At 69.9% G+C, this 24,260-nt stretch carries 28 protein-coding genes; 13 read left to right on the forward strand and 15 right to left on the reverse strand.

Annotation, left to right across the window (positions count from 1 at the left end):
• Window positions 1-9: 9 nt before the first annotated feature.
• Both VGV13_14425 and VGV13_14430 read right to left on the reverse strand, forming a co-directional pair.
• Window positions 10-342 (reverse strand): hypothetical protein, encoded by a 333-nt coding sequence (locus VGV13_14425; GenBank protein ID HEV8642290.1) that lies wholly within the window; start codon window positions 340-342, stop codon window positions 10-12.
• Window positions 339-1,067 (reverse strand): metal-dependent transcriptional regulator, encoded by a 729-nt coding sequence (locus VGV13_14430; protein ID HEV8642291.1) that lies wholly within the window; start codon window positions 1,065-1,067, stop codon window positions 339-341. The genes VGV13_14425 and VGV13_14430 overlap by 4 nt, the downstream gene beginning before the upstream one ends.
• A gap of 108 nt (window positions 1,068-1,175) precedes the next feature.
• Between VGV13_14430 and VGV13_14435 the strand changes: the two genes are divergently transcribed.
• The 9 genes from VGV13_14435 (at window position 1,176) to VGV13_14475 (ending at window position 10,228) form a co-directional block, all read left to right on the forward strand.
• Complete coding sequence (locus VGV13_14435) at window positions 1,176-2,180, forward strand: extracellular solute-binding protein (GenBank protein ID HEV8642292.1); 1,005 nt, start codon at window positions 1,176-1,178, stop codon at window positions 2,178-2,180.
• A 6-nt stretch (window positions 2,181-2,186) separates the two neighbouring features.
• Complete coding sequence (locus VGV13_14440) at window positions 2,187-3,860, forward strand: iron ABC transporter permease (GenBank protein ID HEV8642293.1); 1,674 nt, start codon at window positions 2,187-2,189, stop codon at window positions 3,858-3,860.
• A 66-nt stretch (window positions 3,861-3,926) separates the two neighbouring features.
• On the forward strand, window positions 3,927-5,939 hold the full coding sequence (ligA, locus tag VGV13_14445; GenBank protein HEV8642294.1) for an NAD-dependent DNA ligase LigA: 2,013 nt from the start codon (window positions 3,927-3,929) through the stop codon (window positions 5,937-5,939).
• Complete coding sequence (locus VGV13_14450) at window positions 5,936-6,907, forward strand: kelch repeat-containing protein (protein HEV8642295.1); 972 nt, start codon at window positions 5,936-5,938, stop codon at window positions 6,905-6,907. The genes ligA and VGV13_14450 overlap by 4 nt, the downstream gene beginning before the upstream one ends.
• 346 nt (window positions 6,908-7,253) lie before the next feature.
• Complete coding sequence (locus VGV13_14455; GenBank protein HEV8642296.1) at window positions 7,254-7,739, forward strand: tetratricopeptide repeat protein; 486 nt, start codon at window positions 7,254-7,256, stop codon at window positions 7,737-7,739.
• 43 nt (window positions 7,740-7,782) lie between these two features.
• Complete coding sequence (locus tag VGV13_14460; GenBank protein ID HEV8642297.1) at window positions 7,783-8,460, forward strand: RraA family protein; 678 nt, start codon at window positions 7,783-7,785, stop codon at window positions 8,458-8,460.
• Entirely contained in the window at window positions 8,460-9,293 is an 834-nt protein-coding gene (locus VGV13_14465; protein ID HEV8642298.1) for an alpha/beta hydrolase, read from the forward strand. The genes VGV13_14460 and VGV13_14465 overlap by 1 nt, the downstream gene beginning before the upstream one ends.
• Before the next feature lie 23 nt (window positions 9,294-9,316).
• Entirely contained in the window at window positions 9,317-9,739 is a 423-nt protein-coding gene (locus VGV13_14470; protein HEV8642299.1) for a GNAT family N-acetyltransferase, read from the forward strand.
• 27 nt (window positions 9,740-9,766) lie between these two features.
• Window positions 9,767-10,228 carry a ClbS/DfsB family four-helix bundle protein gene (locus tag VGV13_14475; protein HEV8642300.1) on the forward strand — a complete coding sequence of 154 codons (462 nt, stop codon included), beginning with the start codon at window positions 9,767-9,769 and terminating at the stop codon, window positions 10,226-10,228.
• A gap of 62 nt (window positions 10,229-10,290) precedes the next feature.
• On the opposite strand, the gene VGV13_14480 is transcribed toward VGV13_14475, so the two are convergent.
• The gene (locus VGV13_14480; protein HEV8642301.1) at window positions 10,291-10,656 is read right to left on the reverse strand and encodes a response regulator; all 366 of its coding nucleotides are present in this window, start codon (window positions 10,654-10,656) and stop codon (window positions 10,291-10,293) included.
• A 10-nt stretch (window positions 10,657-10,666) separates the two neighbouring features.
• Window positions 10,667-12,244 (reverse strand): citramalate synthase, encoded by a 1,578-nt coding sequence (gene cimA, locus VGV13_14485; protein ID HEV8642302.1) that lies wholly within the window; start codon window positions 12,242-12,244, stop codon window positions 10,667-10,669.
• 117 nt (window positions 12,245-12,361) lie between these two features.
• On the opposite strand from cimA, the gene VGV13_14490 reads away from it, so the two are divergent.
• Together VGV13_14490 and VGV13_14495 are read left to right on the forward strand one after the other, a co-directional pair.
• Window positions 12,362-12,577 (forward strand): DUF3185 domain-containing protein, encoded by a 216-nt coding sequence (locus VGV13_14490; protein HEV8642303.1) that lies wholly within the window; start codon window positions 12,362-12,364, stop codon window positions 12,575-12,577.
• Window positions 12,574-13,458, forward strand: a complete 885-nt coding sequence (locus VGV13_14495; GenBank protein ID HEV8642304.1) for an aldo/keto reductase — start codon at window positions 12,574-12,576, stop codon at window positions 13,456-13,458. The genes VGV13_14490 and VGV13_14495 overlap by 4 nt, the downstream gene beginning before the upstream one ends.
• Here VGV13_14495 and VGV13_14500 read toward each other — a convergent pair.
• The 5 genes from VGV13_14500 to fdxA form a co-directional block, all read right to left on the reverse strand.
• Window positions 13,394-14,590: a CoA transferase gene (locus VGV13_14500; GenBank protein ID HEV8642305.1), complete on the reverse strand. Its 1,197-nt coding sequence runs from the start codon at window positions 14,588-14,590 to the stop codon at window positions 13,394-13,396. The two genes, VGV13_14495 and VGV13_14500, sit on opposite strands and share 65 nt — an antisense overlap.
• Window positions 14,574-14,963, reverse strand: coding sequence for an OB-fold domain-containing protein (locus VGV13_14505; protein ID HEV8642306.1), 390 nt, complete (start codon window positions 14,961-14,963; stop codon window positions 14,574-14,576). Before VGV13_14505 ends, VGV13_14500 begins: the two co-directional genes overlap by 17 nt.
• 38 nt (window positions 14,964-15,001) lie before the next feature.
• Window positions 15,002-16,126: a thiolase domain-containing protein gene (locus VGV13_14510; GenBank protein HEV8642307.1), complete on the reverse strand. Its 1,125-nt coding sequence runs from the start codon at window positions 16,124-16,126 to the stop codon at window positions 15,002-15,004.
• A gap of 107 nt (window positions 16,127-16,233) precedes the next feature.
• Window positions 16,234-16,497 (reverse strand): helix-turn-helix domain-containing protein, encoded by a 264-nt coding sequence (locus VGV13_14515; GenBank protein ID HEV8642308.1) that lies wholly within the window; start codon window positions 16,495-16,497, stop codon window positions 16,234-16,236.
• Between the two features lie 177 nt (window positions 16,498-16,674).
• Window positions 16,675-16,941, reverse strand: a complete 267-nt coding sequence (fdxA, locus tag VGV13_14520; GenBank protein ID HEV8642309.1) for a ferredoxin — start codon at window positions 16,939-16,941, stop codon at window positions 16,675-16,677.
• Window positions 16,942-17,122: 181 nt separating this feature from the next.
• On the opposite strand from fdxA, the gene VGV13_14525 reads away from it, so the two are divergent.
• Together VGV13_14525 and VGV13_14530 are read left to right on the forward strand one after the other, a co-directional pair.
• The gene (locus VGV13_14525; protein HEV8642310.1) at window positions 17,123-17,512 is read left to right on the forward strand and encodes a hypothetical protein; all 390 of its coding nucleotides are present in this window, start codon (window positions 17,123-17,125) and stop codon (window positions 17,510-17,512) included.
• A gap of 2 nt (window positions 17,513-17,514) precedes the next feature.
• Window positions 17,515-17,721, forward strand: coding sequence for a hypothetical protein (locus VGV13_14530; GenBank protein HEV8642311.1), 207 nt, complete (start codon window positions 17,515-17,517; stop codon window positions 17,719-17,721).
• Between the two features lie 44 nt (window positions 17,722-17,765).
• Here VGV13_14530 and VGV13_14535 read toward each other — a convergent pair whose 3' ends face one another.
• The 6 genes from VGV13_14535 to VGV13_14560 all read right to left on the reverse strand — a co-directional run.
• Window positions 17,766-18,668 carry an ABC transporter permease gene (locus VGV13_14535; GenBank protein ID HEV8642312.1) on the reverse strand — a complete coding sequence of 301 codons (903 nt, stop codon included), beginning with the start codon at window positions 18,666-18,668 and terminating at the stop codon, window positions 17,766-17,768.
• 4 nt (window positions 18,669-18,672) lie between these two features.
• Entirely contained in the window at window positions 18,673-19,632 is a 960-nt protein-coding gene (locus VGV13_14540; GenBank protein ID HEV8642313.1) for an ABC transporter permease, read from the reverse strand.
• Between the two features lie 147 nt (window positions 19,633-19,779).
• The gene (locus tag VGV13_14545) at window positions 19,780-21,375 is read right to left on the reverse strand and encodes an ABC transporter substrate-binding protein (GenBank protein HEV8642314.1); all 1,596 of its coding nucleotides are present in this window, start codon (window positions 21,373-21,375) and stop codon (window positions 19,780-19,782) included.
• A 99-nt stretch (window positions 21,376-21,474) separates the two neighbouring features.
• A complete protein-coding gene (locus tag VGV13_14550) occupies window positions 21,475-22,452 on the reverse strand; it encodes a dipeptide ABC transporter ATP-binding protein (protein HEV8642315.1) in 978 nt (325 codons plus the stop codon).
• Window positions 22,449-23,441, reverse strand: coding sequence for an ABC transporter ATP-binding protein (locus VGV13_14555; protein HEV8642316.1), 993 nt, complete (start codon window positions 23,439-23,441; stop codon window positions 22,449-22,451). Before VGV13_14555 ends, VGV13_14550 begins: the two co-directional genes overlap by 4 nt.
• 5 nt (window positions 23,442-23,446) lie before the next feature.
• A partial coding sequence (locus tag VGV13_14560; protein ID HEV8642317.1) for an ABC transporter permease occupies window positions 23,447-24,260 on the reverse strand: 814 nt, incomplete at its 5' end.

Genomic DNA, 24,260 nt, shown 5'->3' on the forward strand with positions numbered 1-24,260 from the left:
TCGCGCCGCTCAGGGCCGCGCGAAGGACCGCTCGAGCGACAGCGGGACCTCGATGATCCTCCGTCCCTGGTAGGCGATCACCGGCCAGGACCACTTGAGCCGGACTGCCAGGGCGCGCGCGGTCTCGCCTACCGCGACGTTGCGGTCGTCGATCCGCACGCCCGCCTCCTGAGCGCCCTTGATGATCGCCGCCCGGACCGGCCCCGCGCCGTTTCCGGCGTGGTCCGCCAGGGCCTTGTCCACGACGCCGGACAGCTCCAGGTAGGACCAGGCCGCCCGCGCCCCGACGTAGGAGGCGTTGAAGAGACCGAGGACCAGCGCGGCCAGCACGAGGATCTTCACCCGCCGCCCCTCCGCGAGGACTCGTTCGGCGCGTAGACCCAGATCTTCGCCGCCGCGGGCAGCCCGAGCGCGACCGTCTCTCCGTCGCAGGCGGCGGTGACCGTTCCCGCCCAGGGCGCGACCTCGACGATCTTCAGCCGCCGGCCGGGCCGGATGTCGTTCCGCCAGAGATATTCGAGCAGCCTCTTGTCGGCCTCGGCCTCCTCCGTGATGCGCTCGACCACGACGGTGGCGCCCTCCTTGGCCTGGGCGAGCGGGAAGGGCTCGACCCGTCGCGGCTTGGCCAGGCCGGGAATGGGGTTGCCGTGGGGGCAGGTGCTCGGCATGCCCAGCAGCTCGGCCAGCCGCTCCTCGACCCGGGGCGAGACGGCGTGTTCGAGCCGGTGCGCCTCTTCGTGCGCGTCCGTCCAGTTGAGGCCGAGGGTGTCCGTCAGCCAGCGCTCGAGCAGCCGGTGACGCCGCGCCATGACCTCGGCGATCTCGCGCCCCTTGGAGGTCAGCGTCAGCCTCTTGCCCCGGCCGACCCTCACGTAGTGCCCCCGCGACAGGCGCTGGATCGACTCGGTGACGGCGGGCGCGGAGACCCCCATGTGCTTGGCCAGGCGCGCGCCGATCACGGGCTTGCCGCTCGTGGCCAGGTCGTAGATCGCGGCCAGGTAGTCCTGGACGGAGGCCGTGGTCGCCGTGGCGGCCGCGGCAACGTTTAGGCTTGACCTTTTCTTCATGTTAGGAGTACCTAATACTTTGCGTTCGGCGACCGGGTCGAGTATAGCGTGACGCCTCGGCGCCGCGCAATGCCGCCTCCGGCGGCGGCCGCGCGAAAGGACGAACCGATGCGACGTATCCGGGCCGTGGTCTTGACTCTCACGGGGCTCTGGCTGACGCCCGCGCTTCCCGGCGGCGCCGAGCCGGCGGAGGTGGTGGTGTACTCGGCGCGCCACTACGGCCAGGAGACCGCCTTCGCCGCCTTCACCAAGAAGACCGGGGTCCAGGTGAAGATCTTCAACGGCAACACCGGTGAGCTGTTCGAGCGGCTCAAGGCCGAGGGCGACCGGACGCCGGCGGACGTGCTGCTCACCGTCGACGCCGGCAACCTCTGGAACGCCGCGCGCGCGGGCCTGCTCTCGCGGGTCGACTCGCCGGAGCTCCAGGCGAACGTCCCCGCCCACCTGCGGGACCCCGAGGGACGCTGGTTCGGCCTCACCGTGCGGGCCCGCTCGATCGTCTACAACACCAGGAAGGTCAGGCCGGCGGAGCTCTCGACCTATGAGGCGCTCGGTGACCCCAGGTGGAAGGGCCGCCTGTGTCTGCGGACGTCCAGCTACATCTACAACCAGTCGCTGCTGGCCACGATGATCAAGCGCCACGGCGAGGCGAAGACCGAGGAGACCGTCCGCGGGTGGGTCGCCAACCAGCCCGCCCTGATCAACGGCGACACCCAAATCCTGGAATCCATCGCCGCCGGACAGTGCGACGTGGGCCTGGTCAATCACTATTACCTGGCGCGCCTGCTGGCCAAGGATCCGGCCTTCCCCGTGGCGATCTTCTGGGCCAACCAGCAGACGACGGGCACCCACGTCAACGTCTCCGGCGCCGGAGTGACGGCCCACGCCAGGCATCGCGCCCCGGCGATCAAATTTCTGGAATTCCTATCGAGTGCCGAGGCGCAGCAGATGTTCGCCGACCTCGCCTACGAGTACCCCGCCAACCCCCAGGCCGCGGTGAGTCCCCTGGTCGCCCGGTGGGGCCGGTTCAAGCAGGACGACGTGAACGTGGCCTCGGCGGGCGAGTTCCAGGCCGCCGCCATCAAGCTCGCGGACCGCGCCGGCTATAGGTAACCGCTCATGCCGGCTCCCGACGCCGCCGTTGGGCGCGTCCCGGCGGCACGCCTGACGACGGCGGGTCGCGGTCGGCCGTGGCTCTGGACGCTGCTGGCGGCTGGGATCGCCGCCATCCTGGCGGTGCCGATCGTCGCCGTGCTCTCCTCGCTGGCCGATCCCCGCCTGGAGGTGTGGGCGCACCTCTGGCGCACCCAGCTCGGCGAGCTGATCGGCAACACGCTGCTCCTCCTCGTCGGCGTCGGCGCCGGCACCATGATCGTGGGAACGGTGCTCGCCTGGCTGGTGGTCGGCTTCCGGTTTCCGGGCCGCGCCGTGTTCGAGTGGGCGCTGATGCTGCCCCTGGCCGTGCCCGCCTACGTGATCGGCTTCGCCTTTCTCGGGCTCTTCGACTACGCGGGTCCGGTCCAGACGGCGCTGCGCCACTGGCTTGGCGAGGACGTGCGGCTCCCCGAGCTGCGGTCCTACAGGGGCGTGGTGCTGATGATGACGCTCGTCTTCTACCCGTACGTCTACCTGCTCGCGCGCGCGGCCTTTCGCGACCAGGGCGCGGCCACGCTGGAGACCGCTCGCAGCCTGGGCCGCACGCGGCTGCGGGCCTTCCTCGAGGTCGCGCTGCCGATGGCCCGCCCGTCCCTGGTGGCGGGCGTGTCCCTGGCGATGATGGAAGCTCTTGCGGACTTCGGCACTGTCGCCACCTTCGGCTACCGGACGCTGACGGAGGCGATCTACCGCGTCTGGCTCGGCATGTTCGACCGCGCGGCGGCCACCCAGCTCGCCAGCCTGCTCCTGCTCTTCGCCTTCCTCCTGCTCGGGCTCGAGCGAGCCCTGCGCGGACGGGCGCGCTTCGTCCAGAGCCACCGGCGGGGGCCGGGGGTGGCGCCGGTGGCGCTGCACGGCTGGCGCGCGCTCGGCGCCACCGCCGCCTGCAGCGTGGTGCTCGGCCTGGCGTTCGCCCTGCCGGTCGGCCAGCTCCTCGTCTGGGCACGCGGCGCTCTCGACACCGGCCGCCTGGGGTTCCTGTCGTTGCTGGCCAACACGCTGTTTCTCGCCGGCATCACCGCGGTGACGACGTGTGTGCTGGCCCTCGCGCTCGGCTACGCCGCCCGGCTGCACCCCTCGCCGGGCGTCCGCGTGGCGACGCAGTTCGCCTCGATGGGCTACGCGCTGCCGGGCTCGGTCATCGCGGTGGGCGTCCTGTCGCCGGTCGCCGTCGTCGACCACGCGCTGGTGCGGGGGCTGGAATGGGCGCTGGGGGGGACCATCGGCCTGATGCTCACCGGCTCCGCCGCCGCGCTCCTCTTCGCCTACGTCGTGCGCTTCCTGGCGGTAAGCTTCCAGACGCTCGACGCGAGCCTCGGCAAGATCCCGCCCAGCCTGGACGACGCCGCGCGGTCGCTCGGCGCGGGCGTGGGCGGCACGCTCCGGCGCATCCACCTTCCCCTCATGCGCGGCGGGCTCCTGACGGCGCTCATCCTGGTGTTCGTCGAGACGATGAAGGAGATGCCGGCCACGCTGCTGCTGAGACCCTTCGGCCTCAATACGTTGGCCGTCGGCGTGTGGGAGCGCACCTCGGAGTCGCTCTGGGCCGAGGCGGCGGTCCCGGCGCTGGCCATCGTGGCCGCCGGCCTGCTGCCGGTCTTCCTGGCCATCCGCTTCAGCGCGACGCCGCGCGCCTGACCGCCCGGCCCACGCCGCGCCCCCGCGGGGGTAGCGCCGGTCGTGCGCGTGGTACCATCCACATCAATGAATCAGGCTGACGCGGCCCAGCGTCTCAGCGAGCTGCGGGAGCAGATCCGCCACCACGATTACCTCTACTACGTCGAGGCGCGCCCCGAGATCTCGGACGCCGAGTACGACGCCCTCCTGCGCGAGCTGCGGGAGCTGGAAGCGCAGTTTCCCGAGCTGGTGAGCCCCGACAGCCCCACCCAGCGGGTGGCCGGCCAGCCGGTGGACACGTTCCGCCCCGTCGAGCACCGCGTGGCCATGCTCTCGCTCGACAACGCCACCACGCCCGAGCAGCTGCGTGAGTTCGAGGCGCGCATCGGCCGGGCTCTACCCGGCGCCCGCTTCACGTACGTCTGCGAGCCCAAGATCGACGGGCTCGGCGTGGCCCTGCTCTACGAGCAGGGCCGCTTCGTGCGGGGAGCCACGCGGGGCGACGGCCGCGTGGGCGAGGAGGTCACCCAGAATCTGAAAACGATCCGCAGTATCCCGATGGCGCTGCGGGGCCCGCTGGCCCGGGCCCGGGAGCTGGAGGTCCGCGGCGAGGTGTTCATGCCGCGGGCGGACTTCGAGCGGCTGAACCGCGCCCTGGAGGAGGCGGGTGAGGGGACGTTCGCGAATCCGCGCAACGCGGCGGCGGGCGCCGTGCGCCAAAAAGACCCCGCGGTCACCGCGCGCCGGCCGCTCGACATCTTCCTCTACCACGTCAGCGAGGCGCGCGAGCTGGGCTTCACCACGTACTGGGACACGCTGCAGGCGCTCCGGGAATCGGGCTTCAAGACGAATCCCAGGACCGAGCGCTGCCCGGCCATGGAGGCGGTGATCGACTACTGTGTCCGGCTGGAAGCCGAGCGCGACACCCTCGCCTACGACGCCGACGGGGCCGTGATCAAGGCGGATTCGCTCGAGCAGCAATGGCGCCTGGGCTCCACGACCCACCACCCGCGCTGGGCCATCGCCTTCAAGTTCGCGGCGCGCCAGGCCACCACGGTCGTGCAGGCCATCGAGGTGAACGTGGGCAAGACCGGGACCCTCACGCCGGTGGCCAAGCTCGTCCCGGTGCCACTGGCCGGCGTGGTCATCAGCAACGTGAGCCTGCACAACGAGGACGAGATCCGCCGCAAGGATGTCCGGGTCGGCGACACGGTCCTCATCGAGCGCGCGGGCGACGTCATCCCCTACGTCGTGCAGGTGGTGGCGGCCAAGCGGCCGCCCGACAGCCGGCCGTTCGTCTTCCCCGACCGCTGCCCGGCCTGTGGTCACCCGGCCGCGCGCCTGCCCGGCGAGGCCTACTGGCGCTGCCTGAACACCGCTTGCCCCGCCCAGCTCAAGGAGCGGCTCCGCCACTTCGGCTCGCGCCGGGCCATGGACATCGAGCACCTGGGCGAAGCCGTCATCGACCAGCTGGTCGACCGCAAGCGCGTGAAGGACTTCGCCGACCTCTACACCCTGACGGTGGCCGAGGTCGCCGAACTCGAGCGCTTCGCCGAGAAGTCCGCCGAGAACCTCGTCACGGCCATCCAGGCCTCCAAGGCGCGGGGGCTCGCGCGGCTGCTCAACGCGCTCGGCATCCGGATGGTGGGGGAACGCGTGGCCGCGCTCCTGGCCCACCAGTTCGGGAGCATGGAACGTCTGCAGCAGGCGTCGCTGGACGCGCTCAGCGGCATCCGCGGCATCGGCCCGCAGATCGCGCAGGCCGTCCGGAAGTTCTTCGACGACGACACCAACACGGACGTGATCCGGCGGCTGGGCGAGGCCGGCGTGGACATGACCCAGCCGGACTTCGTGGCCGCAGGGCCGCGGCCGCTGGCCGGCAAGACGTTCGTGCTGACCGGAACCCTCGCCTCCATCACCCGTGACGCCGCCCGCGAGCTGATCGAGCGTCTCGGCGGCCGGGTCACCAGCGCGGTGTCCAAGAAGACGGACTACGTGGTGGCGGGCGAGGCGTCCGGCAGCAAGCTCGACGACGCCAGGCGGTTGGGGGTGAGCGTGCTCGACGAGGCCGCGTTCCTCGCCCTGGTGGGACGGCGATGATCGGCTGGACGCGTCTCGGGCTCACCGGGCTCGTCGCGCTCACCGCCGGCTGTCTCGGCGCCACCACCGAATCCTCGGCGCCGATCGATCTGAGCGCGCCCGGATCCTGGAGGATGCTCGCGCCGATGCCGAGCGCGCGACAGGAAGTGGCCGTGGCCGCGCTCGACGGCCGCGTGTACGTGATCGGCGGCTTCGGTTCGGGCATGAGCCCCGTGGCCACCGTCGAGGCCTACGACCCGGCGACGAACGAGTGGGAGACGCGCGCGCAGCTGCCCGAGCCGACGCACCACCCGGCCGCAGTCGTCGCCGATGGGCGGCTCTTCGTGGTCGGTGGCTTCACCGGGGGCCGCGTCGGCTGGACCGCGTCGCAGACCGTGTACGAATACGATCCCCGGCGCAACACGTGGATCACACGCGCGCCGATGCCGAGCCCGCGCGGGGCGCTGGCCGTCGCCGCGGTGGGCGGGCGACTGCACGCCCTCGGGGGCGCCGCCGAGGAGGTGACCAACGCCCACGAGGTCTACGACCCGGCGGCCGATCGGTGGACCATCGGGAATCCGATGCCTACGGCGCGCGACCACCTGGCCGCAGTGGCCTGGCAGGGGCGCGTCTGGGCGCTGGGCGGGCGCAGGTCGTTCACGGGTACGCAGTACGCGAACGTCGAGGTCTACGACCCGGCGACCGATAGCTGGCGGACCGGCCCGCCGCTGCCCACCGGCCGGGGCGGGCTGGCCGCCGCCGCGCTGGGCGACCGCATCCTCGTCTTCGGCGGCGAGGCGCCGTTCAGGATCTTCAACGCGACCGAGATGTACGAGGCCGCCGCCAACCGCTGGATCGCGAAGGCCCCGATGCCGACGGCGCGCCACGGAATCGGCGCCGCCGTGGTCGGCGGCACCGTGTACGTGCCGGGCGGGGGACGCCAGCCCGGGTTCGCCGCGACCCGCATCAGCGAGGCGTATACCCCGTGAGGCGCGGGCGGCCGTCGTGACGGGCTGGGTCCTGGTCGCCGCGTCGACCGCGCTCGTCCAGGCGTTCCTGGGCTCGCCTCGGACGCAGGGGCCCCAGCCCCTGCCCGCCCTGCGGCTCGCACAACCTGTCTTCGGCTCGCCTCGGACGCAGGGGCCCCAGCCCCTGCCCGCCCTGCGGCTCGCACAACCTCACTCAGGCTCGCCTCGGACGCGCTCCGCCTCCGGCTCCGCGCCCGCCCTGCGGCTCGCACAGCCATCGCGGCAGCAGGGGCTCGCTGACCTCGGTGACCAGGGCAGCGTGGAGGCTCGGCGGCGCGGCGCCCAGATGCTCGGGGAGACCGGCGCCATGAGCGATCTGCCCCGTCTCGTCCAGGCGCTCCGCGACGCAGATTCGGTCGTGCGCGCCTTCGCGGAGAACGCGATGTGGCAGGTCTGGAGCCGCTCCGGCGACGAGCAGGTGGACCGCCTGCTCGCCCTCGGCATCGAGCAGATGCAGACGCGTCAGGGCGAGGCGGCCGTCGACACGTTCACCCGCGTCATCGAGCTCCGCCCGGACTTCGCCGAGGGCTGGAACAAGCGCGCGACCGTTTACTACCTGCGGGGCGAGTACGCCAAGTCGCTGGCCGACTGCGACGAGGTGATGAAGCGCAATCCCTACCACTTCGGCGCGCTCAGCGGCTATGGCATGATCCATCTCCAGCTCGGGGAGCCGGAGAAAGCGCTCCTCTACATGGACCGCGCGCTGGCGGTCAACCCCAACCTGCACCAGGTCGAGGAGACCGCCCAGACGCTCCGGCGGCTCCTGATCCAACGCCGAAAGGACACCATCTGACGGCCGGCCTCACCGCCCTCGAACCGCACCACAGGAGGTCGACGTGATCGACGCGCTTCGGAAGGTCTCCAGCCCCAGCGTCGCCAACGCCATCGAGACGTTCAACGTCCGACCCCGCCACCAGGGCTTCATCTCCTCGGAGGTCCACTGTCTCTTTCCCGAGCTGGGCCCGCTGGTGGGCTACGCCGTCACCGCGCTGATCCGCGCCGAGCCCCAGCCCCTGCAGGGCCACCGCGCCAGCACCTTCGCCTGGTGGGACTACGTCCTCTCGATCCCCGCGCCGCGGGTCATCGTCGTCCACGACCTGGACGACCCGCGCGGCCAGGGTGCCCAGTGGGGCGAGGTGCAGGCGAACATCCACAAGGCGTTGGGATGCGCAGGAGCCGTCACCGACGGCTCGGTGCGCGACCTCGACGAGGTGCGGGCGCTCGGCTTCCAGTTCGCCGCCGCCCACGTCTCGGTCTCGCACGCCTACGTGCACATGGTGGATTTCGGCTTACCCGTGAAGGTGGGTGGCCTCTGGGTGAAGCCGGGCGACCTCGTCCACGCCGATCAGCACGGCGTGGTCACGGTTCCCCCCGAGATCGCCGAGAAGATCCCCGAGGCGGTGGCCAGGGTGGAGGCCGACGAGCGCCAGATCATCGGGCTCTGCCAATCGAAGGGGTTCTCGGCCGAGAAGCTCAAGGATCTCTACAAGCAGGTGCGGCCGGGGACCTATTGATGGATCGCGTCACCACCAAGGGCGTCGGCCTGGCCGCCCAACCCTGGCCCGGCTCCGGCCCCACCATCGTCGCCGTGCACGGGCTCACGGCCAATCACACGTGCTGGTACCCGCTGGCGGACATGGTGACCCCGGAGTTCCGGCTCGTCGCCTACGACCTCCGCGGCCGCGGCGACAGCGACAAGCCCGAGCGCGGATACAGCCTGGCCGAGCACGCCCGCGATCTGCTGGGGCTGCTCGACCACCTGGGGCTCGGGCGCGCGATCGTCATGGGCCACTCCCTCGGCGCCGGAATCGGCGTGTGGTTCGCCGCCCACTATCCGACGCGCGTCGAGAAGCTGATCCTGATCGACGGGGGCCTCGACGTGCGGGCCGAGGTGTTCGACTCGATCGCGCCGGCCGTCAACCGGCTCGGCGTGGAGTTCCCGTCGCTGGAGATCTACCTGGGCATGCTCCGGAACCTCCCGATGTTCGACGGCCGCTGGAACGAGCACCTCACGCGCTACTTCACCTACGACGTCGAGCCGGGGCCGGGCGGCGGCGTCCGCTCCAAGGTGCCACGCCACGCGATCGAGGAGGAGGTGGCCAGCCTCGCCCGCACGCGGCTGTGGGCGCTCCACCACACGATCGCCGCGCCGACGCTGCTCCTGCGCGCGCCCGAGGGCCTGCTCGGCGCCGACGACTGCCTGATGACCCCCGAGGAAGCCGAGGCCCTGGCCCGGGCCATCCCGGGCTGCCGCCTGGTGGTCGTGCCCGACACGAACCACTACACGATCCTGCTCGGCGACCACGCCCTCGTGAAGCGCGAAATCCTGGCCTTCCTGCGCGGCTGAGCGCCGGGCGGTACACTGGCGTCATGGTGATCCGGCACGTCCAACCGTCCGACCTCGCCGCAGTCATGACGCTGGCCGCCGAGGTCCTGGGTCCTGAGCGGGCCGGACCGTTCGTCCGCTCGCACCTCGAGCGGCACCACCTGCTCATCGCCGACGCCGATGAGGAGGTGGCCGGTGTCCTCGCCTACCGGACGGACTGGTTTCAGTGCACGCTGGTGTCGCTGGTCTGCGTCCGCGAGGACTTTCGCCGGCGGGGCGTGGCCCGCGCGCTCTTCAAGGCCGTCGAGCAGATGTCACCCAGCCCCCGCCTCTACTCGTCGACGGAAGAGACCAACGCGGTCTCGATCCGGATGCACACCGCGCTGGGCTTCTCTCCCTCGGGCTACATCGACAACCTGCCGCAGGGCTACCGCGAGCTGCTCTTCTACAAACGCCTGGCGCCCTAGCGCACGATCCGCGGAAGGAGACGCACCGTGACTGCGAAAGACGAGCTGCTGAACGCGGCGGCGCGGGAGTACAAGGCGTTTCACGAGGTCTTGCGCGGACTGAACGAGGAGCAGATGACCGAGGTGTGGCTGGGGACGTGGAGCGTGAAAGACATCGTCGCCCACATGTCGGGCTGGCATCGCGAGATGGGCCCGGCCCTCGAGCGCCTGGCGCGGGGCGAGCGGCCCATCCCCGAGGGCGTGCGCTACGACGACGTGGACGCCTGGAACGCCAGGTTCGCGGCCGCCGCCCGCCACGCGAAGGTGGCGGACGTCCTGCTCGAGTTCGACAAGTCGCACGAGTACCTCATGCACGTGGCGGCCACGGTCCCGGCCGGGCGCTACCAGCCGGGCAAGACCGCGTACAAGATCGTCGACCTCAACTCGGCGCACCACTACAAGGAGCACGGCGACCAGATCCGCACCTGGCGGACCACCCGGGCGATCTGAATCGCCGCGCGGACGGCCCGCCGCCGGTCCCGGAATCAGCGAAAGACCAGCGGCCGGCCGGCTCAGGCCGGCCGGGGCGTCGTCGCGGTCGAGACGGCCTCGGCCAGCTCGTTGGAGGTGAACGGCTTGACGAGGATGCCGTCGACGCCGGCCGCCTGGGCCGCCTCGATCACCACCCGCGTGCCGTGGCCGGTGATCATCAGGACGCGCAGCTCGGGTCGGAGGGCACGGGCCCGGCGCACGAGCTCGAGGCCGTCGAGGTCGGGCATCTTGTAATCGGCCACCAGCAGGTCGGCCGACTCCACCCCCAGCCGCGACAGCACCTCCTGGCCGCGCGCGAAACCCTCCACCACGTGGCCCCGGCTCGTGAGCACCTTCCGGCAGAGCTGCAGAATGGACGGCTCGTCGTCGACGACGAAGATCCTCATCCCACCGGGATCAGCGCGCGCCGCTTCGCCTCTCGTCGGCGCGCAGCTTGTACTCGATCGAGTCGACGAGGGCCTGCCACGAAGCCTCGATGATGTTGTCGGCGACGCCGACGGTGCCCCACGTCTCGCGCCCGTCCCCCGAGGTGATCAGCACCCGGGTCTTGGCCGCCGTGCCCTTGGACTCGTCGAGGATGCGCACCTTGTAGTCGAGCAGGCGCATCGCCTTGAGGTTGGGGTAGAACTCCTCCAGAGCCTTGCGGAGGGCATGGTCCAGCGCGTCGACCGGCCCGTTGCCCGAGGCTGCCGTGTGCTCGGGGATGCCCTTGACCCGCAGCCGCACCGTGGCCTCGGCCACGGGCTCCGCGGAGGCGTTCTGCTCCTCCACGATGACGCGGTAGGCCTCGAGCTCGAAGTAGGGCGCGTGGCGGCCGAGGGCCCGCTCCATCAGGAGCTCGAACGAGGCCTCGGCGCCCTCGAACTGGAACCCCTGGTCCTCGAGCGCCTTGAGCTGGTCGAGGATGCGGCGCGAGTCCGGCGTGTCCCGGTCGATGTCGATGCCGTATTCGCGCGCCTTCCACAGGATGTTGGACTTCCCCGCCAGCTCGGAGACGAGGACGCGGCGGTGGTTGCCCACCGCCTCCGGGTTCACGTGCTCGTACGTCTCCGGGTGCTTGAGCACCGCCGAGACGTGCATGCCTCCCTTGTGAGCGAAGGCCGAGTCGCCGACGTACGGCTGGGACGCCCAGGGCTTGCGGTTGGCCAGCTCGGCCGTGAAGCGCGAGAGATCGCGCAGCTCGCCCAGGTTGGGCTCGGGGATGCAGTCGAAGCCCAGCTTGAGCACGAGGCTGGGGACGATGGAGACGAGGTTGGCGTTGCCGCACCGCTCGCCGAACCCGTTCATCGTGCCCTGCACCTGGCCGACGCCCTCCAGGATGGCGGCCAGCGAGTTGGCGACGGCGCACTCGGCGTCGTTGTGGGCGTGAATGCCCAGCGGCGTCCTGATATGCCGCTTCACCTCGCGGATCGTCTCCACCAGCTCGACGGGGAGCGTCCCGCCGTTGGTGTCGCAGAGGACGATCCAGTGGGCCCCCGCGTCCGCCGCCGCCCGGAGCGTGGCCAGCGCGTAGTCGCGGTTGGCGCGGAAACCGTCGAAGAAGTGCTCGGCGTCGTAGATGACTTCCTCCACGCGCGCGCGGAGGAACGCGATCGTGTCGGCGATCATGGCCAGGTTTTCCGGCAGCGTGGTCTCCAGCGCGTCGGTCACGTGAAAGTCCCACGACTTGCCCACGATGGTCGCCACCGGAGCGCCCGCCGCGATGAGCGCCTGCATGTTGGCGTCCGACTCCGCACTGGCGCCCGCCCGTCGCGTCATGCTGAAGGCGGCCAGCTTGGCGTGCTTAAGCGCCACGTCCTGCATCCGGCGAAAGAAGCGCAGATCCTTGGGGTTCGACCCCGGCCAGCCGCCCTCGATGTAGTGGATGCCGAAGGCGTCGAAGCGCGTGGCCAGGCGGACCTTGTCCTCCATCGAGAACGACACGCCTTCACCCTGGGTGCCGTCACGAAGGGTGGTGTCGTAGATCTTGATCAGGCGGCGCGTGGCGTCCCTCCGAGCCCCGGCGGGGGTCCTGACATGATGCGATAGCCCCCGAGGGGGTGTCAAGGTACGATGGAGGCGGCAGCGCCAAGGTCAGGAGGAGGTTCCCCGATGAAGCCGGTCACGCTCGTGGGCATCGCCCTCATCATCCTCGGGATCATCGCGTTGGCGATTCAGGGAATCTCGTACACCACGCAGAAGAACGTGGTCGACGTGGGGCCGCTCAAGATCGAAGCCAAGGAGGAGAAGACGATCCCCCTACCGCCCGTGATCGGCGGCGTCGCCGTCGTCGTGGGCCTCGTGCTGGTGTTCCTCAGTCGCCGGTGATCACGCGCCCCTTCGGCGCCTCCAGCTACCCCGTCGCCGTCATCGGCCAGGGCACCTGGCGCATGGGCGAGCGGCAGAGCGCCCGGAAGGATGAGGTCGCCGCACTCCGCCTGGGGCTCGATCTCGGCCTGACCCACATCGATACGGCCGAGATGTACGGCAACGGCGGCGCCGAGGAGGTCGTGGGCGAGGCCATCGCGGGGCGGCGCCCCGAGGTCTTCGTCACCGCCAAGGTGCCGCCGTCCCACGCGTCCTACGACGGCACGCTCCGCGCCTGCGAGGCCTCGCTCCGGCGGCTCAAGACCAACTACCTCGACCTCTACTTGATCCACTGGTGGAGCGAGCGCCATCCCATCGCCGACACGATGCGCGCGATGGAGACGCTGGTCGGGCGGGGACTCGTCCGCTTCATCGGCGTGAGCAACTTCGCAGTCGGCCAGCTGAAGGCGGCCCGGGCCGCGCTCACCGGCGAGCGGCTCGTGTGCAACCAGGTCCTCTACCACGTCAAGGCGCGCGGCATCGAGGGGGAGCTCCTGCCCTATTGTGAGCGCGAGGGGATCGCGGTGGTGGGCTACACGCCGCTGGCCCGCGGCGGCTATGCGCGGGGGGTGGTGGCGTCGATCGCCAAGAAGTACGGCCGCACCCCGCGCCAGGTCGTACTGAACTTCCTCACGCGCCGGCCGTCGCTCTTCACGATCCCCAAGGCCAGCCGGCCCGAGCACCTCCGCGAGAACGCGGCGGCGCTGGAGTTCACCCTGAGCGCGGAGGACGTCGCCCGCATCGACCGGGCCTTCCCCCCGCCGCGACGGCGTCGATCTACACGACCCCGGCCCGGCGCAGCCGCGCGATCTCGGCGGCCTTCATCCCGAGCACGCGCTTGAGCACCACGTCGGTGTGCTCGCCGAGCAGGGGGGGCGGCGTGGTGACGGCGCCCGGCGTGGAGCCCAGGCGCACGGGCACGCCCATGACCGTGACGTGGCCCGCCCGGGGATGGGGCAGGCGCACGATCATGCCGCGGGCCTTGAGGTGCTCGCTCTGGCAGACCTCGGCCACGGTCTTGATGCGCCCGGCGGGGACGCCGGCCGCCTCCAGCCGCTTGAGCCACTCCTCCGCGCTCCGCGTCCCCAGAATCTCGTTCAGCAGCGGGACGAGCTGTCCGCGGTTCTCGACCCGCCTGGCCTCCGTGTCGAAGCGCGGGTCGCCGGCCAGCTCCGGCCGCTCCAGCGCCGCGCAGCACTGCTTCCAGAGCGAGTTGTTGGCGACGCCCAGGGTGAGGTACGCGTCACCGGCCTTGAAGACCTCGTAGGGCACGATCGACGGGTGCTGGTTGCCCTTGCGGGCGGGGCGCTGGCCCGTCCCGAAATAGATCCCGGCCTGGTACGTCAGCAGCGAAGCCATCACGTCGAGCATGGCGATCTCGACCTTCTGGCCCCGCCGCGTCCTCGTCCGGGCCAGCAGCGCCAGGGTGATCCCATGAGCGGCCGACATGCCCGCCACAAGGTCGGCGATGGAGTTGCCGACCTTCACCGGCGGGCCGTCGGGAAAGCCCGTCAGGTCCATGATGCCGGACTCGCCCTGCACGATCAGGTCGTAGCCCGCGCGATGCGCCTCGGGACCCGACTCGCCGAAGCCGGAGATCGAGCAGTAGACAAGCCGGCGGTTGAGCCTGCCCAGGGCCGGGTAGCCGAGCCCGAGGCGCTGCATCGTCCCCGGCCGGAAGTTCTCGATCAGCACGTCACTCTTGGCGGCGAGCTTCCGGAGGATGGCGATGCCCTCGGCCGCCTTGAGGTTGAGCGCCACGCTCCGCTTGTTGCGGTTCACCGACATGAAGTAGGTCGCCTCACCGACGACGAACGGCGGCCAGCGGCGCGTGTCGTCGCCCTTACCGGGCTCCTCGATCTTGATCACCTCGGCGCCCATGTCGCCCAGGATCTGCGAGCAGAAGGGCCCGGCCAGCACGCGCGTGAGGTCGAGCACGCGGAGGCCGGCCAGGGGCTTAGCCGCTCGCGCCACGGGAGCCTCCTGGCCAGAGCTTCTTCACGACGCTCCGGGTGATGGCGTTGACCCGGTCGCCGGCGTGACCGGCGCGCCGCCAGAATAGCCGCGCGCGATCGAGGGCGCCGAGGTGCGAGAAGTAGTAGACCTCGTTGACGGCCTCGATCGCCACCCGGGAGCCGATCTTGAGGCCGCGGGTCTCGGCGCCGTGGCAGAGGAAGCGGGCGCCGCCTTCCAGCGCCACCAGCGCGAGGTGCAGGGGCGAGCGGAAGCCCTCCGGCGGCGAGTGCAGCGTCGTGAAGGACACGATCTCGCCCACCCCGGCGACGGTGGTCGGCGCCATGGCGACCGGATGCCACGGGCAGAAGGGGGCGGGGGGAGCCACGACCATTCCGCACCGCCGACAGCGGGAGGCCGCGATCCTCTCGATCATGCCGATTCCAAGATTGTCACCCAGTTGTTCGTCGCGAGCCCGCCGATGGAATGGGCCAGAGCCACGCGGCCGTCCACCTGCCGGCCCTCGGCCCGCCCGGTAAGCTGCCACACGCACTCGACGAGCTGCGCCAGGCCGGTCGCCGCCAGCGGATGGCCGCGCGCCTTGAGGCCGCCGGAGGGATTGATCGGCAGTCGCCCGTCGAGCGCCGTCTCGCCGTGCACGGTGGCGCGCACCGCCTTGCCGGGGGGGACGAGGCCGAGGTCCTCCAGCGCGATCAGCTCGAAGGGCGCGAAGGCATCGTGGACTTCGGCGAAGTCGACGCGCTCAGGACCGAACCCGGCCATCGCGAAGGCCGCGCGCGCGGCGCCCTGGGTGGCCCTGAAGCTCGTCAGGTCGGACCGGTGGCGAAGGGCGAGCGTGTCGGTCCCCTGCCCGATCCCCGCCACCCGCACCGGCGTGCGCTCGGCCGTCAGCACCGCGGCCGCGGCCCCGTCGGAGATCGGGCAGCAGTGGAGCAGCCGCAGCGGATCGGCCACCATGCGGCTCTGCATCACCTGCTCGAGCGACACGGGCTCCCGGAAATGCGCGTAGGGATTCCGCGCGGCGTGGGCGTGGTTCTTCACCGCGACCTGCGAGATCTCGCGCTCGCCGATCGGCTGCCGCGCCATGAGGGCCCGCGTGACGAGCCCGGCCAGGGCCGGCATGGTGGCTCCGTAGGAGCGCTCATAGGGATCGATCGAGCGCCCGATCAGCTCGGACACGCGCGGCGTCGGCAGGTGCGTCATCTTCTCACCGCCCACGACGAGCACCCGGCGGGTCAGGCCGGCCGCCACCTGGGCGAAGCCCGCGTAGAAGGCGGCGGCGCCCGACGAGGTGGCGGTCTCGATCCGGATCGTCGGCACGTCGGCGAAGCCCAGGTGGTTCGCGACACTGGAGGCGAAGTTGCCGTCGCCGAGGAACTCCTCGGGATTCATCGCGGCGACCACGATCGCGTGGGGCCGCTCGATGGAGGCGGCCGCCAGCGCCGCGTGGGCCGCCTCGGCCATCAGATCCTGAAGCCCTTCGGCCCGGCGGCCGATCCTGGTCATTCCCACGCCCGCGATCCAGACGTCACGCATGTGCCGTGACTATTGTAGCGGGCCCGGCCCTACCGGTCGCGCGCGCAGGGCGAGCGGTGAGCCGCCGGTGACGGACGCGCCGGCCGGGGCGGGTCGGGGAACCGCGGTCAGTGGGGCGCGCTCGCTCCGTTGCCGCGGCCGCGTCGCGGCGGAGGCGGAGGCGCGGCCACGCCGAGGTCGCGGATGAGCCGCAGCAGATAGGTGCGCTGCAGACCGAGCGCGCGAGCCGCGTGCGTTCGGTTGCCCTGAACCTGGTGCAGTGTGGCCTCGATCAGGCGGCGCTTGAACTCGCAGACGGCGCCGTGATAGCCCGGCGCCGGCGGGACCGGCGTCGGCGGCGCGACCGGAGCGGGTCGGCTGAGGACGCTCATGGGCGGTGACAGACGCAACGCGTGTGCCACGCCTGAAGGGGGCGAATTCGCAGGACTTCGACGCCGGCGGCGCCGCCCACCTGCACAGGACTCCGGGCGCGGTGCCACGCGGGCTGTGCAAAAGCGAAGGGCCCGGGAATCGGGCCCTTTCGCGGGGAGCCGACAACGCGGGCCGGCTCAATCCTTCTTCGCGGGCTGCACCCCGGGGTTGTCCTTGAAGAACTGGCGGTTCAGCTCGATGAAGCGCTTCCACTGCTCCGGCGTCTCGTCCTCCGCGAAGATCGCCTTCACCGGGCACACGGGCTCGCAGGCGCCGCAGTCGATGCACTCATCCGGATGGATGAACAGCATGTCCGGGCCTTCATAAATGCAGTCGACGGGGCAGACTTCGACGCAGGCCTTGTCTTTGACGTTGATGCACGGCTCGGCGATGATATACGGCATCGAAATCCCCCTGTCGGAAGCACGGCGATTGAGGTCGGACCAGACGATTTGTACATGACTCCCCGGACCGTGTCAAGCATTTCACGTACTTACCGCTTCCCTGCAAGCCACCGGCCCACGCCATTCTCCTAAGTTTGTGCTCCCACGCGCCCTACACTTCCTGTACAGGAGGAGCGACGGCATGACGACCTTCATGCGATGTCTCTTGACCTTGGCCCTTCTCCTGTCGATCTCGGCCTCCCTCTTGTCGATCTCGGTCATCGCGTATGCCGAACAGAACCCAACCGCGCGCCACGCGGGCCGCCTCCACAGCCTGACTCCCGCCCAGGGGCTGCTCGTAATCGAAGAGGTCGGCGCGAACGGGAGCATCGAGTTGCCTACCATCAGGATCCGGAATGCCGACGTGGTGCTCGTTTGGCGCGACTCGGCGACGCCCCGGAAGTGGCGCGAGCGTCCGACCACAGTGTACCGCTGGCCGTCGGGGACGTTCCTCGTCGTGGTCGGGCAGGCGGACCCGTCGGGAGTCATCCACGCCAACCGCGTCGAAATTTCCGACCCCCATCAGGATTAGACGTGCCGCGTGGGCTGACGCTCAAGGGGCTCCTGGTCGCCGGCATCGTTTTGCTCGCGATCGGTTCGGAGCGCCTTCTCAACGTCTATCTCATCGGCGGCCAATCGACAGGCTCGCTGACCCGCGTCCTCGTCGGCGCGCTCTGCATCACCGCCGGGAGCCTGCTGCTGGTGCTCACCGGCTACCTTCGCCTCCGCCGAGGGCCGTAGCAGGACCCCGCCCACCTCGCGCGCCGCAAGGAGCGCTCGCGCGCTCATTGCGCTCGGAGCTTGGGGTCGAGCGCGTCCCGCAGCGAGTCGCCAAAGAGGTTGAAGGCGAACACGGCGAGGCTGATCGCCAGTCCGGGAAAGATCGCCATCCAGGGTGCCGTTTCCGCGAACTGCACGGCCGCGCCTCGCAGCATGAGCCCCCACGCCGGCGTGGGCTCCTGCACGCCGAGCCCGAGGAACGACAGCGAGGCTTCGAGCAGGATCGCCTGCCCCAGGAAGGCGGTCAGCATGATCAGGTACGGCGCCATCACGTTCGGGAGCATGTGGCGGAGGATGATCCGGGCGTGGCCGAACCCAGCGGCGCGCGCGGCGTCCACATAGGGCATCTCGCGAACGCTGAGGGCGCTGGAGCGGATCACGAGCGCGGAGCGCGGGATCATCGGGACGGTGATGGCGGTGATGAGGTTCGGCAGGTTGTTGCCCAGGATGGCCACCATGGCCAGGGCCAGGATGATGAGCGGGAACGAGATGAAGATATCCATGACCCGCTGGAGATAGAGGTCGATCCGGCCCGCGAAGTAGGCGCTGGCGACACCGAGGATCGCTCCCGCCGTGGCCCCGAAAAAGGCGGCGCCGAACCCGACGATGAGGGCCGTCCGCGACCCGTAGATCATGCGCGAGAGGACGTCGCGGCCGAAGGCGTCCGTGCCGAGCCAGTGATCCATCGCGGGCGCCGTCAGCATAGCCCCGAAGTCCACGGCCAGCGGGTCGTAGGGCGCGATCACGGTGGCCGTGACGGCCACGACAAACATCACCAGGACGATGCCCGCCCCGGCCGCCCCCAGCGGGCGGCGCTGCACGAAATCCCACACCGCCGCCATCCAGACCCGGCGGGGCCCAGCCTCCAGGAGCTCTACGGCGCGGTCGATGGGCGGGGTGATGGCCACGGGGCTAGCGGTAGCGGATCCGCGGGTCGAGCCAGGCGTACATGACGTCCATCAGAAAGTTGACGACGATGAATGTCGACGCGGTCAGCAGCACGAGGGCCTGGGTCAGTGTGTAGTCGCGGCGGGCGATCGCCTCCACGAAGAGCATGCCGATCCCGTTCAGGTTGAACACCTGCTCGGTCACCACCAGGCCGCCGAGCAGGAACGCGAACTCGAGCGCGATGACGGTCACCACCGGAAGCATGGCGTTCTTGAGGGCGTGCCGCACCAGGATCAGCTTCAGCCACAGCCCCTTGGCCCGGGCGGTGCGGATGTAGTCTTCGCGGAGCACCTCCAGCATCGCGGAGCGGGTCATCCGCGTGGCCACCGCGGAGTAGCGGTAGCCCACCGCCAGCGCCGGCCAGATGAGCTGGGCCAGGTTCTCCCACGGGTCGACCCAGAAGGGCGTGTAGACCATGGGCGGAAGCCACTTGAAGATGATGAGGAAGCCCAGGATCATCAGGATCCCCAGCCAGAACGAGGGCATGGCCAGCCCTGCGATGGAGAACACCCGGACGGCGTAGTCGATCCAGGTGTCCTGCTTGAGCGCCGCGACGACCCCCAGCGGAATGGCCAGCAGCGTGGCCACCACCGTGGCCATGATCGCCAGCTGCAGGGAGAGGGCGAGCCGCAGCTTGATCTCCTCAGTGATGGGCGCGCCCGTCCACATGCTGAGCCCCAGGTCCAGCCGCACGAGCCCCCACATCCACGCCACGAACTGTTTCCACATCGGCTGGTCGAGCCCGAGCTTGGCGCGCTCCATGTCCATGAGGGCGCGATCGACGAACTGGCCCTGCCCCGCCGCGATGAAGCGGGCCTCCACGACGTCCCCGGGGACGATCCGCAGCAAGAAGAACGTCAGGATTGCCACCCCGAGCAGGGTGGGGATCATCAGGAGGAATCGCTTGGCGATGTACTTCAACATCTCAGGAGCTCCCCCGTATCACCACCGCTGCCTTCGGGCGCTTCGCGCGCCGGCTCCGCCGGCGCAATCTATCCTCCGGGGAGGCACCGGAGGGGGCCGGCGAGGCCCCCTCCGATAGGGATGGGGGGCGAAGCCCCCCTCCGAGAATTAGTCGGCCAGCCACACCACGTCGAGCGTGTTGTTGAGGTAGTGGCTCGGCGTGACCTGCCAGCCCTTGACCTTGGCCGAGTGCGGGATGATGCGGTGCCACTGCAGAGTCATCAGGTAATGGGCCTCCTCGTCGAGGAGCCGCTTCTCGAACTGGCGGACCAGCTTCTTCCGCTCCTCGGGGTCCCCGGCCCGCGACTGCTTGTCGTAGAGCTCGTCCAGGGTCCGGTCGGTGTAGCGGCTGTAGTTGGCGGGGTTCTTGTCTCGCGAGACGAACTTGTAGAGATCGAGGTCGGGCTCCACGATATATCCGCACTGGAAGTCCATCGCCGCCTCGAAGTTCCCCGGCCGCACGACCTGCCCGAAGTACGCCGCCGATTCCACCACCTCGTGCTTGACGTTGAGCCCGATCTGGCGCCACTGATCGATGAGCCAGACGGCGAGCGGCTCGTAGGGCATGGGAATGCCGCGGTTCTTGAAGGTGAAGGAGAACCCGTCCGGCACCCCGGCCTCCCGCAGCAGACGCTTGGCCTCCTCGCGCGACTTGGTGATGTCGCGCCAGTAGCCGGCGAGCTTGGCGAGCTCGTCGGGCGGCGTCGCGAACGGCGTGCCGGGCACCACGACGCCCGCCACTTCCTTCACGATCGCGATCTGCGACAGGGCCTTCGAGCCTTCATACCGGTCCAGGGCGAGCGTCAGCGCTCGGCGCACGCGCTTGTCGTCGAAGGGCTTCTTCTCGTGGTTGATCGCCACCAGCAGGATGCAGTCCCACGGGCTTTCCTGAACCGTGATCTTGTCGCCGAGCGCGGCTTTCAGGTTGTCCCGATCCTTGGGCGCGAACCCGCGGAACTGAATGTGGGCGCGCTCGCCCCGGATCAGGGACACCTGGGCCGCCGTGTCGCGCACGAACAGGGCTCGGAAGCCGTCGAGGTACGGCTTGCCCTTGTCCCAGTAGGTGGGGTTCTTCTTGCCGACCACGTGGGAGCCCCTGACGTGCTCGACGAAGATGAAGGGCCCGGTCCCCATGATGTTCTTCTCGTACCAGTGCATGTCCTTGGCCAGGATGTCGGCCTTGTAGATGAAGTTCCAGGGGGAGGCCAAGGAGGTCAGGAAGGCGCCCGAGGGCCACTTGAGGCGGAAGCGGACGGTGTAGGGGTCAGGCGCCTCGACGGCCTCGACCACGGCGTACTGGCCCTGGCGGGTCGAGCCCACCCCGGCCGGTGGGGAGATGATCTTGTCGTAGGAGGCCTTGACGTCTTTGGACGTCATCTCGCTCCCGTCGTGGAACTTCACTCCGCGGCGGAGCTTGAAGGTGTAGGTCAGACCGTCCTTGGCGATCGTCCAGCTCTCGGCGAGGCTGGGCACCGGCTTGGTGCCGGAGGGGTCGTTGGGATCGACCCGGAGCAGCGTGTTGTAGAAGGGCGCGAAGGGATGGATCAGGCCAAAGGTCTCCTCGCGGTGCCCGTCATAGGACGGCGGTTCCGAAGGCACGGGGAAGACGAGTTCACCACCGTGGCGCGGCTTCTCCTGCGCTGTCGCCGGGACGGCCAGCGCGGCGACAAGGACCAGGGCGAAGAGTGTCGTGACGCGACGCATCAGTCACCTCCATACTCTCACAATGGGAAAACCGCGACGGTCGCGAAAGGTTTCACCACCCCAAAGGTTTCGCCACGTTAAAGGGTGGCCGGCGCGCTGTCAAGCGAGGATGCAAGCCGCCCAGTGCCCGGGCTTGACCTCCCGGAGCGAGGGCACCTCCGCGCGGCAGCGGGCGATGGCGATGGGGCAGCGAGGGTGGAAGACGCATCCCGCGGGAGGGTTGAGGGGGCTCGGGACCTCGCCCGCCAGCACCACACGCTCCCGCCGCGCCTCCAGCTCGGGATCGGGGATCGGCACGGCGGCCAGGAGCGCCTTGGTGTACGGATGCTGGGCGTCGTCGTAGAGGGACTTGCGGTCGGTGATCTCCGCGATCTTGCCGAGATACATGACGGCCACCCGATCGGAGATGTGCCGGACCACGCTGAGGTCGTGGGCGATGAAGAGATAGGTGAGCCCCAGCTCCGCCTGCAGATCCTCGAGCAGGTTGATGATTTGCGCCTGGATCGAGACGTCCAGCGCCGACACCGGCTCGTCGCAGATGATGAGCGCGGGTTCCATGGCCAGGGCCCGCGCGATGCCCACGCGCTGGCGCTGGCCGCCCGACATCTGGTGCGGGTAGCGGTCGGCGTGCTGGGGCAGGAGCCCCACCCGCACCAGGAGCTCGTGGACCCGCTCTCGGCGGCGGTCGGCGTTGGGGACGATCCCGTGCACCGCCAGGGGCTCGGCGATGATCTGCCCGACCGTCATGCGCGGATTGAGCGAGCTGTAGGGGTCCTGGAAGATCACCTGGATCTTGCGCCGGAAGGGGCGCAGCTCAGCCTCGTCGAGCGTGGTCAGATCGCGCCCCTCGAAGACGACCTCGCCGCTGGTCGGCCGCTCCAGCTGGAGGATACACCGCCCCGTCGTCGTCTTGCCGCACCCCGACTCGCCGACCAGACCCAGCGTCTCGCCGCGCCGGATCACGAAGCTCACGCCGTCCACCGCCCGCACCACGCCACGCGTCCTCCCGAACAGCCCGGCCCCGACGGTGAAGTGCTTGACCAGGTTGCGGACCTCCAGCAGGACGTCGCCGGTCACGCCACCCGCCTCTCCACCCGCTCGGCCTCCCAGCAGGCGGCGACGTGGCCGTTCGCCCCGATCGCCCGGAGCGGGGGCGCCTCGGCCAGACAGCGCTCGATCCGAAAGGCGCAGCGGGGCGCGAAGGCGCAGCCCGGCGGCAACCGCGTGAGGTCCGGCGGCTGGCCTTCGATCGGCGCCAGCCGCTCGCGCCGGGGCTCGTCGAGCCGCGGCACCGAGTGGAGCAGGCCCAGCGTGTACGGATGGCGCGGGTTGGCGTACAGCTCGCGCGCCGTTCCCCGCTCGATGATGCGGCCGGCATACATGACGTTCACGCGATCGGCGTAGCGCGCCACCACCCCGAGGTTGTGGGTGATGATCAGCATGGCGGCGCCGAGCCGGCGCGACAGGTCCTTCATGAGCTCGAGGATCTGCGCCTGGATCGTCACGTCGAGCGCGGTCGTAGGCTCGTCGGCGATCAAGAGCGGCGGACGGTGCAACAGCGCGATCGCAATCGCGACGCGCTGGCGCATGCCGCCCGACAATTGGTGCGGATAGGCCTTGAGCCATTCCTCCGGCGCACCAATGCCGACCGCGGCCAATCCGGCGCGCGCCCGCGCCCGCGCCGCAGCGTTCGACACGCGCTCATGTGCGGTGATCGCCTCGATCATCTGCGTGTCGATGCGCAATACCGGCGTGAGCGTGCTCATCGGGTCCTGAAACACCATCGCCATTTTCACGCCGCGATAGCGGCGCAGATCGTCATCGGAACGGCCGACCAATTCCTCGCCGGCAAGGCGGATCGAGCCGCCAACGATGCGGCCGGGCGGATCGATCAAGCCGAGAATGGAAAGGCCGGTGACCGTCTTGCCGCAGCCAGATTCGCCGACTAGCCCCAGCACCTCGCCTCGATTGAGCATCAAGCTGACACCGTCGACGGCTCTGATCACGCCCGCACGCGTGAAGTAATGCGTCTTCAGATCGGTTAGTGCGAGTACGGGCGCCGCCACGGACTTTATCGTTTCAGCCGCGGGTTCATCACGTCGCGCAGCCGATCGCCGACGAGATTGATGGCGAAGATGACCAGTAGGAGCGCAATGCCCGGATAGAATGCGATCCAGTATTTGCCCGAGAGCATGTAGCCATAGCCGTTGGCGATCAGCAGGCCGAGCGACGGCTCGGTGATCGGCACGCCGACGCCCAAAAACGACAAGGTCGCCTCCAGCGAGATGGCATGGGCCATCTGTACGGTCGCAACCACGATCAGCGGCGGAAACGCATTGGGCAAGAGATGGCGAAACACGATGCGCGATTGTGACAGCGCCAGACAGCGCGCGGCATCGATATATTCGCGACGGCGCTCGACCAGCGCCGAACCGCGGATGGTGCGGGCGTAATAGGCCCATTGCACCGAGACGAGCGCAATGACCACCTTGTCGACGCCCTTGCCGAGCAGCGCCAGCAGAATCAAGGCAATCAGAATGGCGGGAAATGACAATTGCAGATCGACCAGCCGCATCAGCGTCGCGTCGATGCGGCCGCCGAAATAGGCGGCGATGACGCCGATGCTGGTGCCAAACAGCAAGGCGCAGGCCGTGGCGGTAAAGCTGACGAACAGCGAAAGCCGCAGCCCGTACAGAATGGCGGACAACAGGTCCCTGCCCTGCTCGTCGGTCCCGAGCAGATGCAGTTGGCCACCGAGCCCGCGCGAGCCCGGCGCCATCAGATTGTCCATGATGCTCAGTTGCATCAGATCATAGGGATTCTGCGGCGCAATCAGCGGGGCGAACAGCGCAAGCGCGATCAAGCCCAAGACGCTGGCGGCAGCC

The sequence above is a fragment of the Candidatus Methylomirabilota bacterium genome (assembly GCA_036001065.1).
In the GTDB taxonomy this organism is placed as follows: domain Bacteria; phylum Methylomirabilota; class Methylomirabilia; order Rokubacteriales; family CSP1-6; genus MNEF01.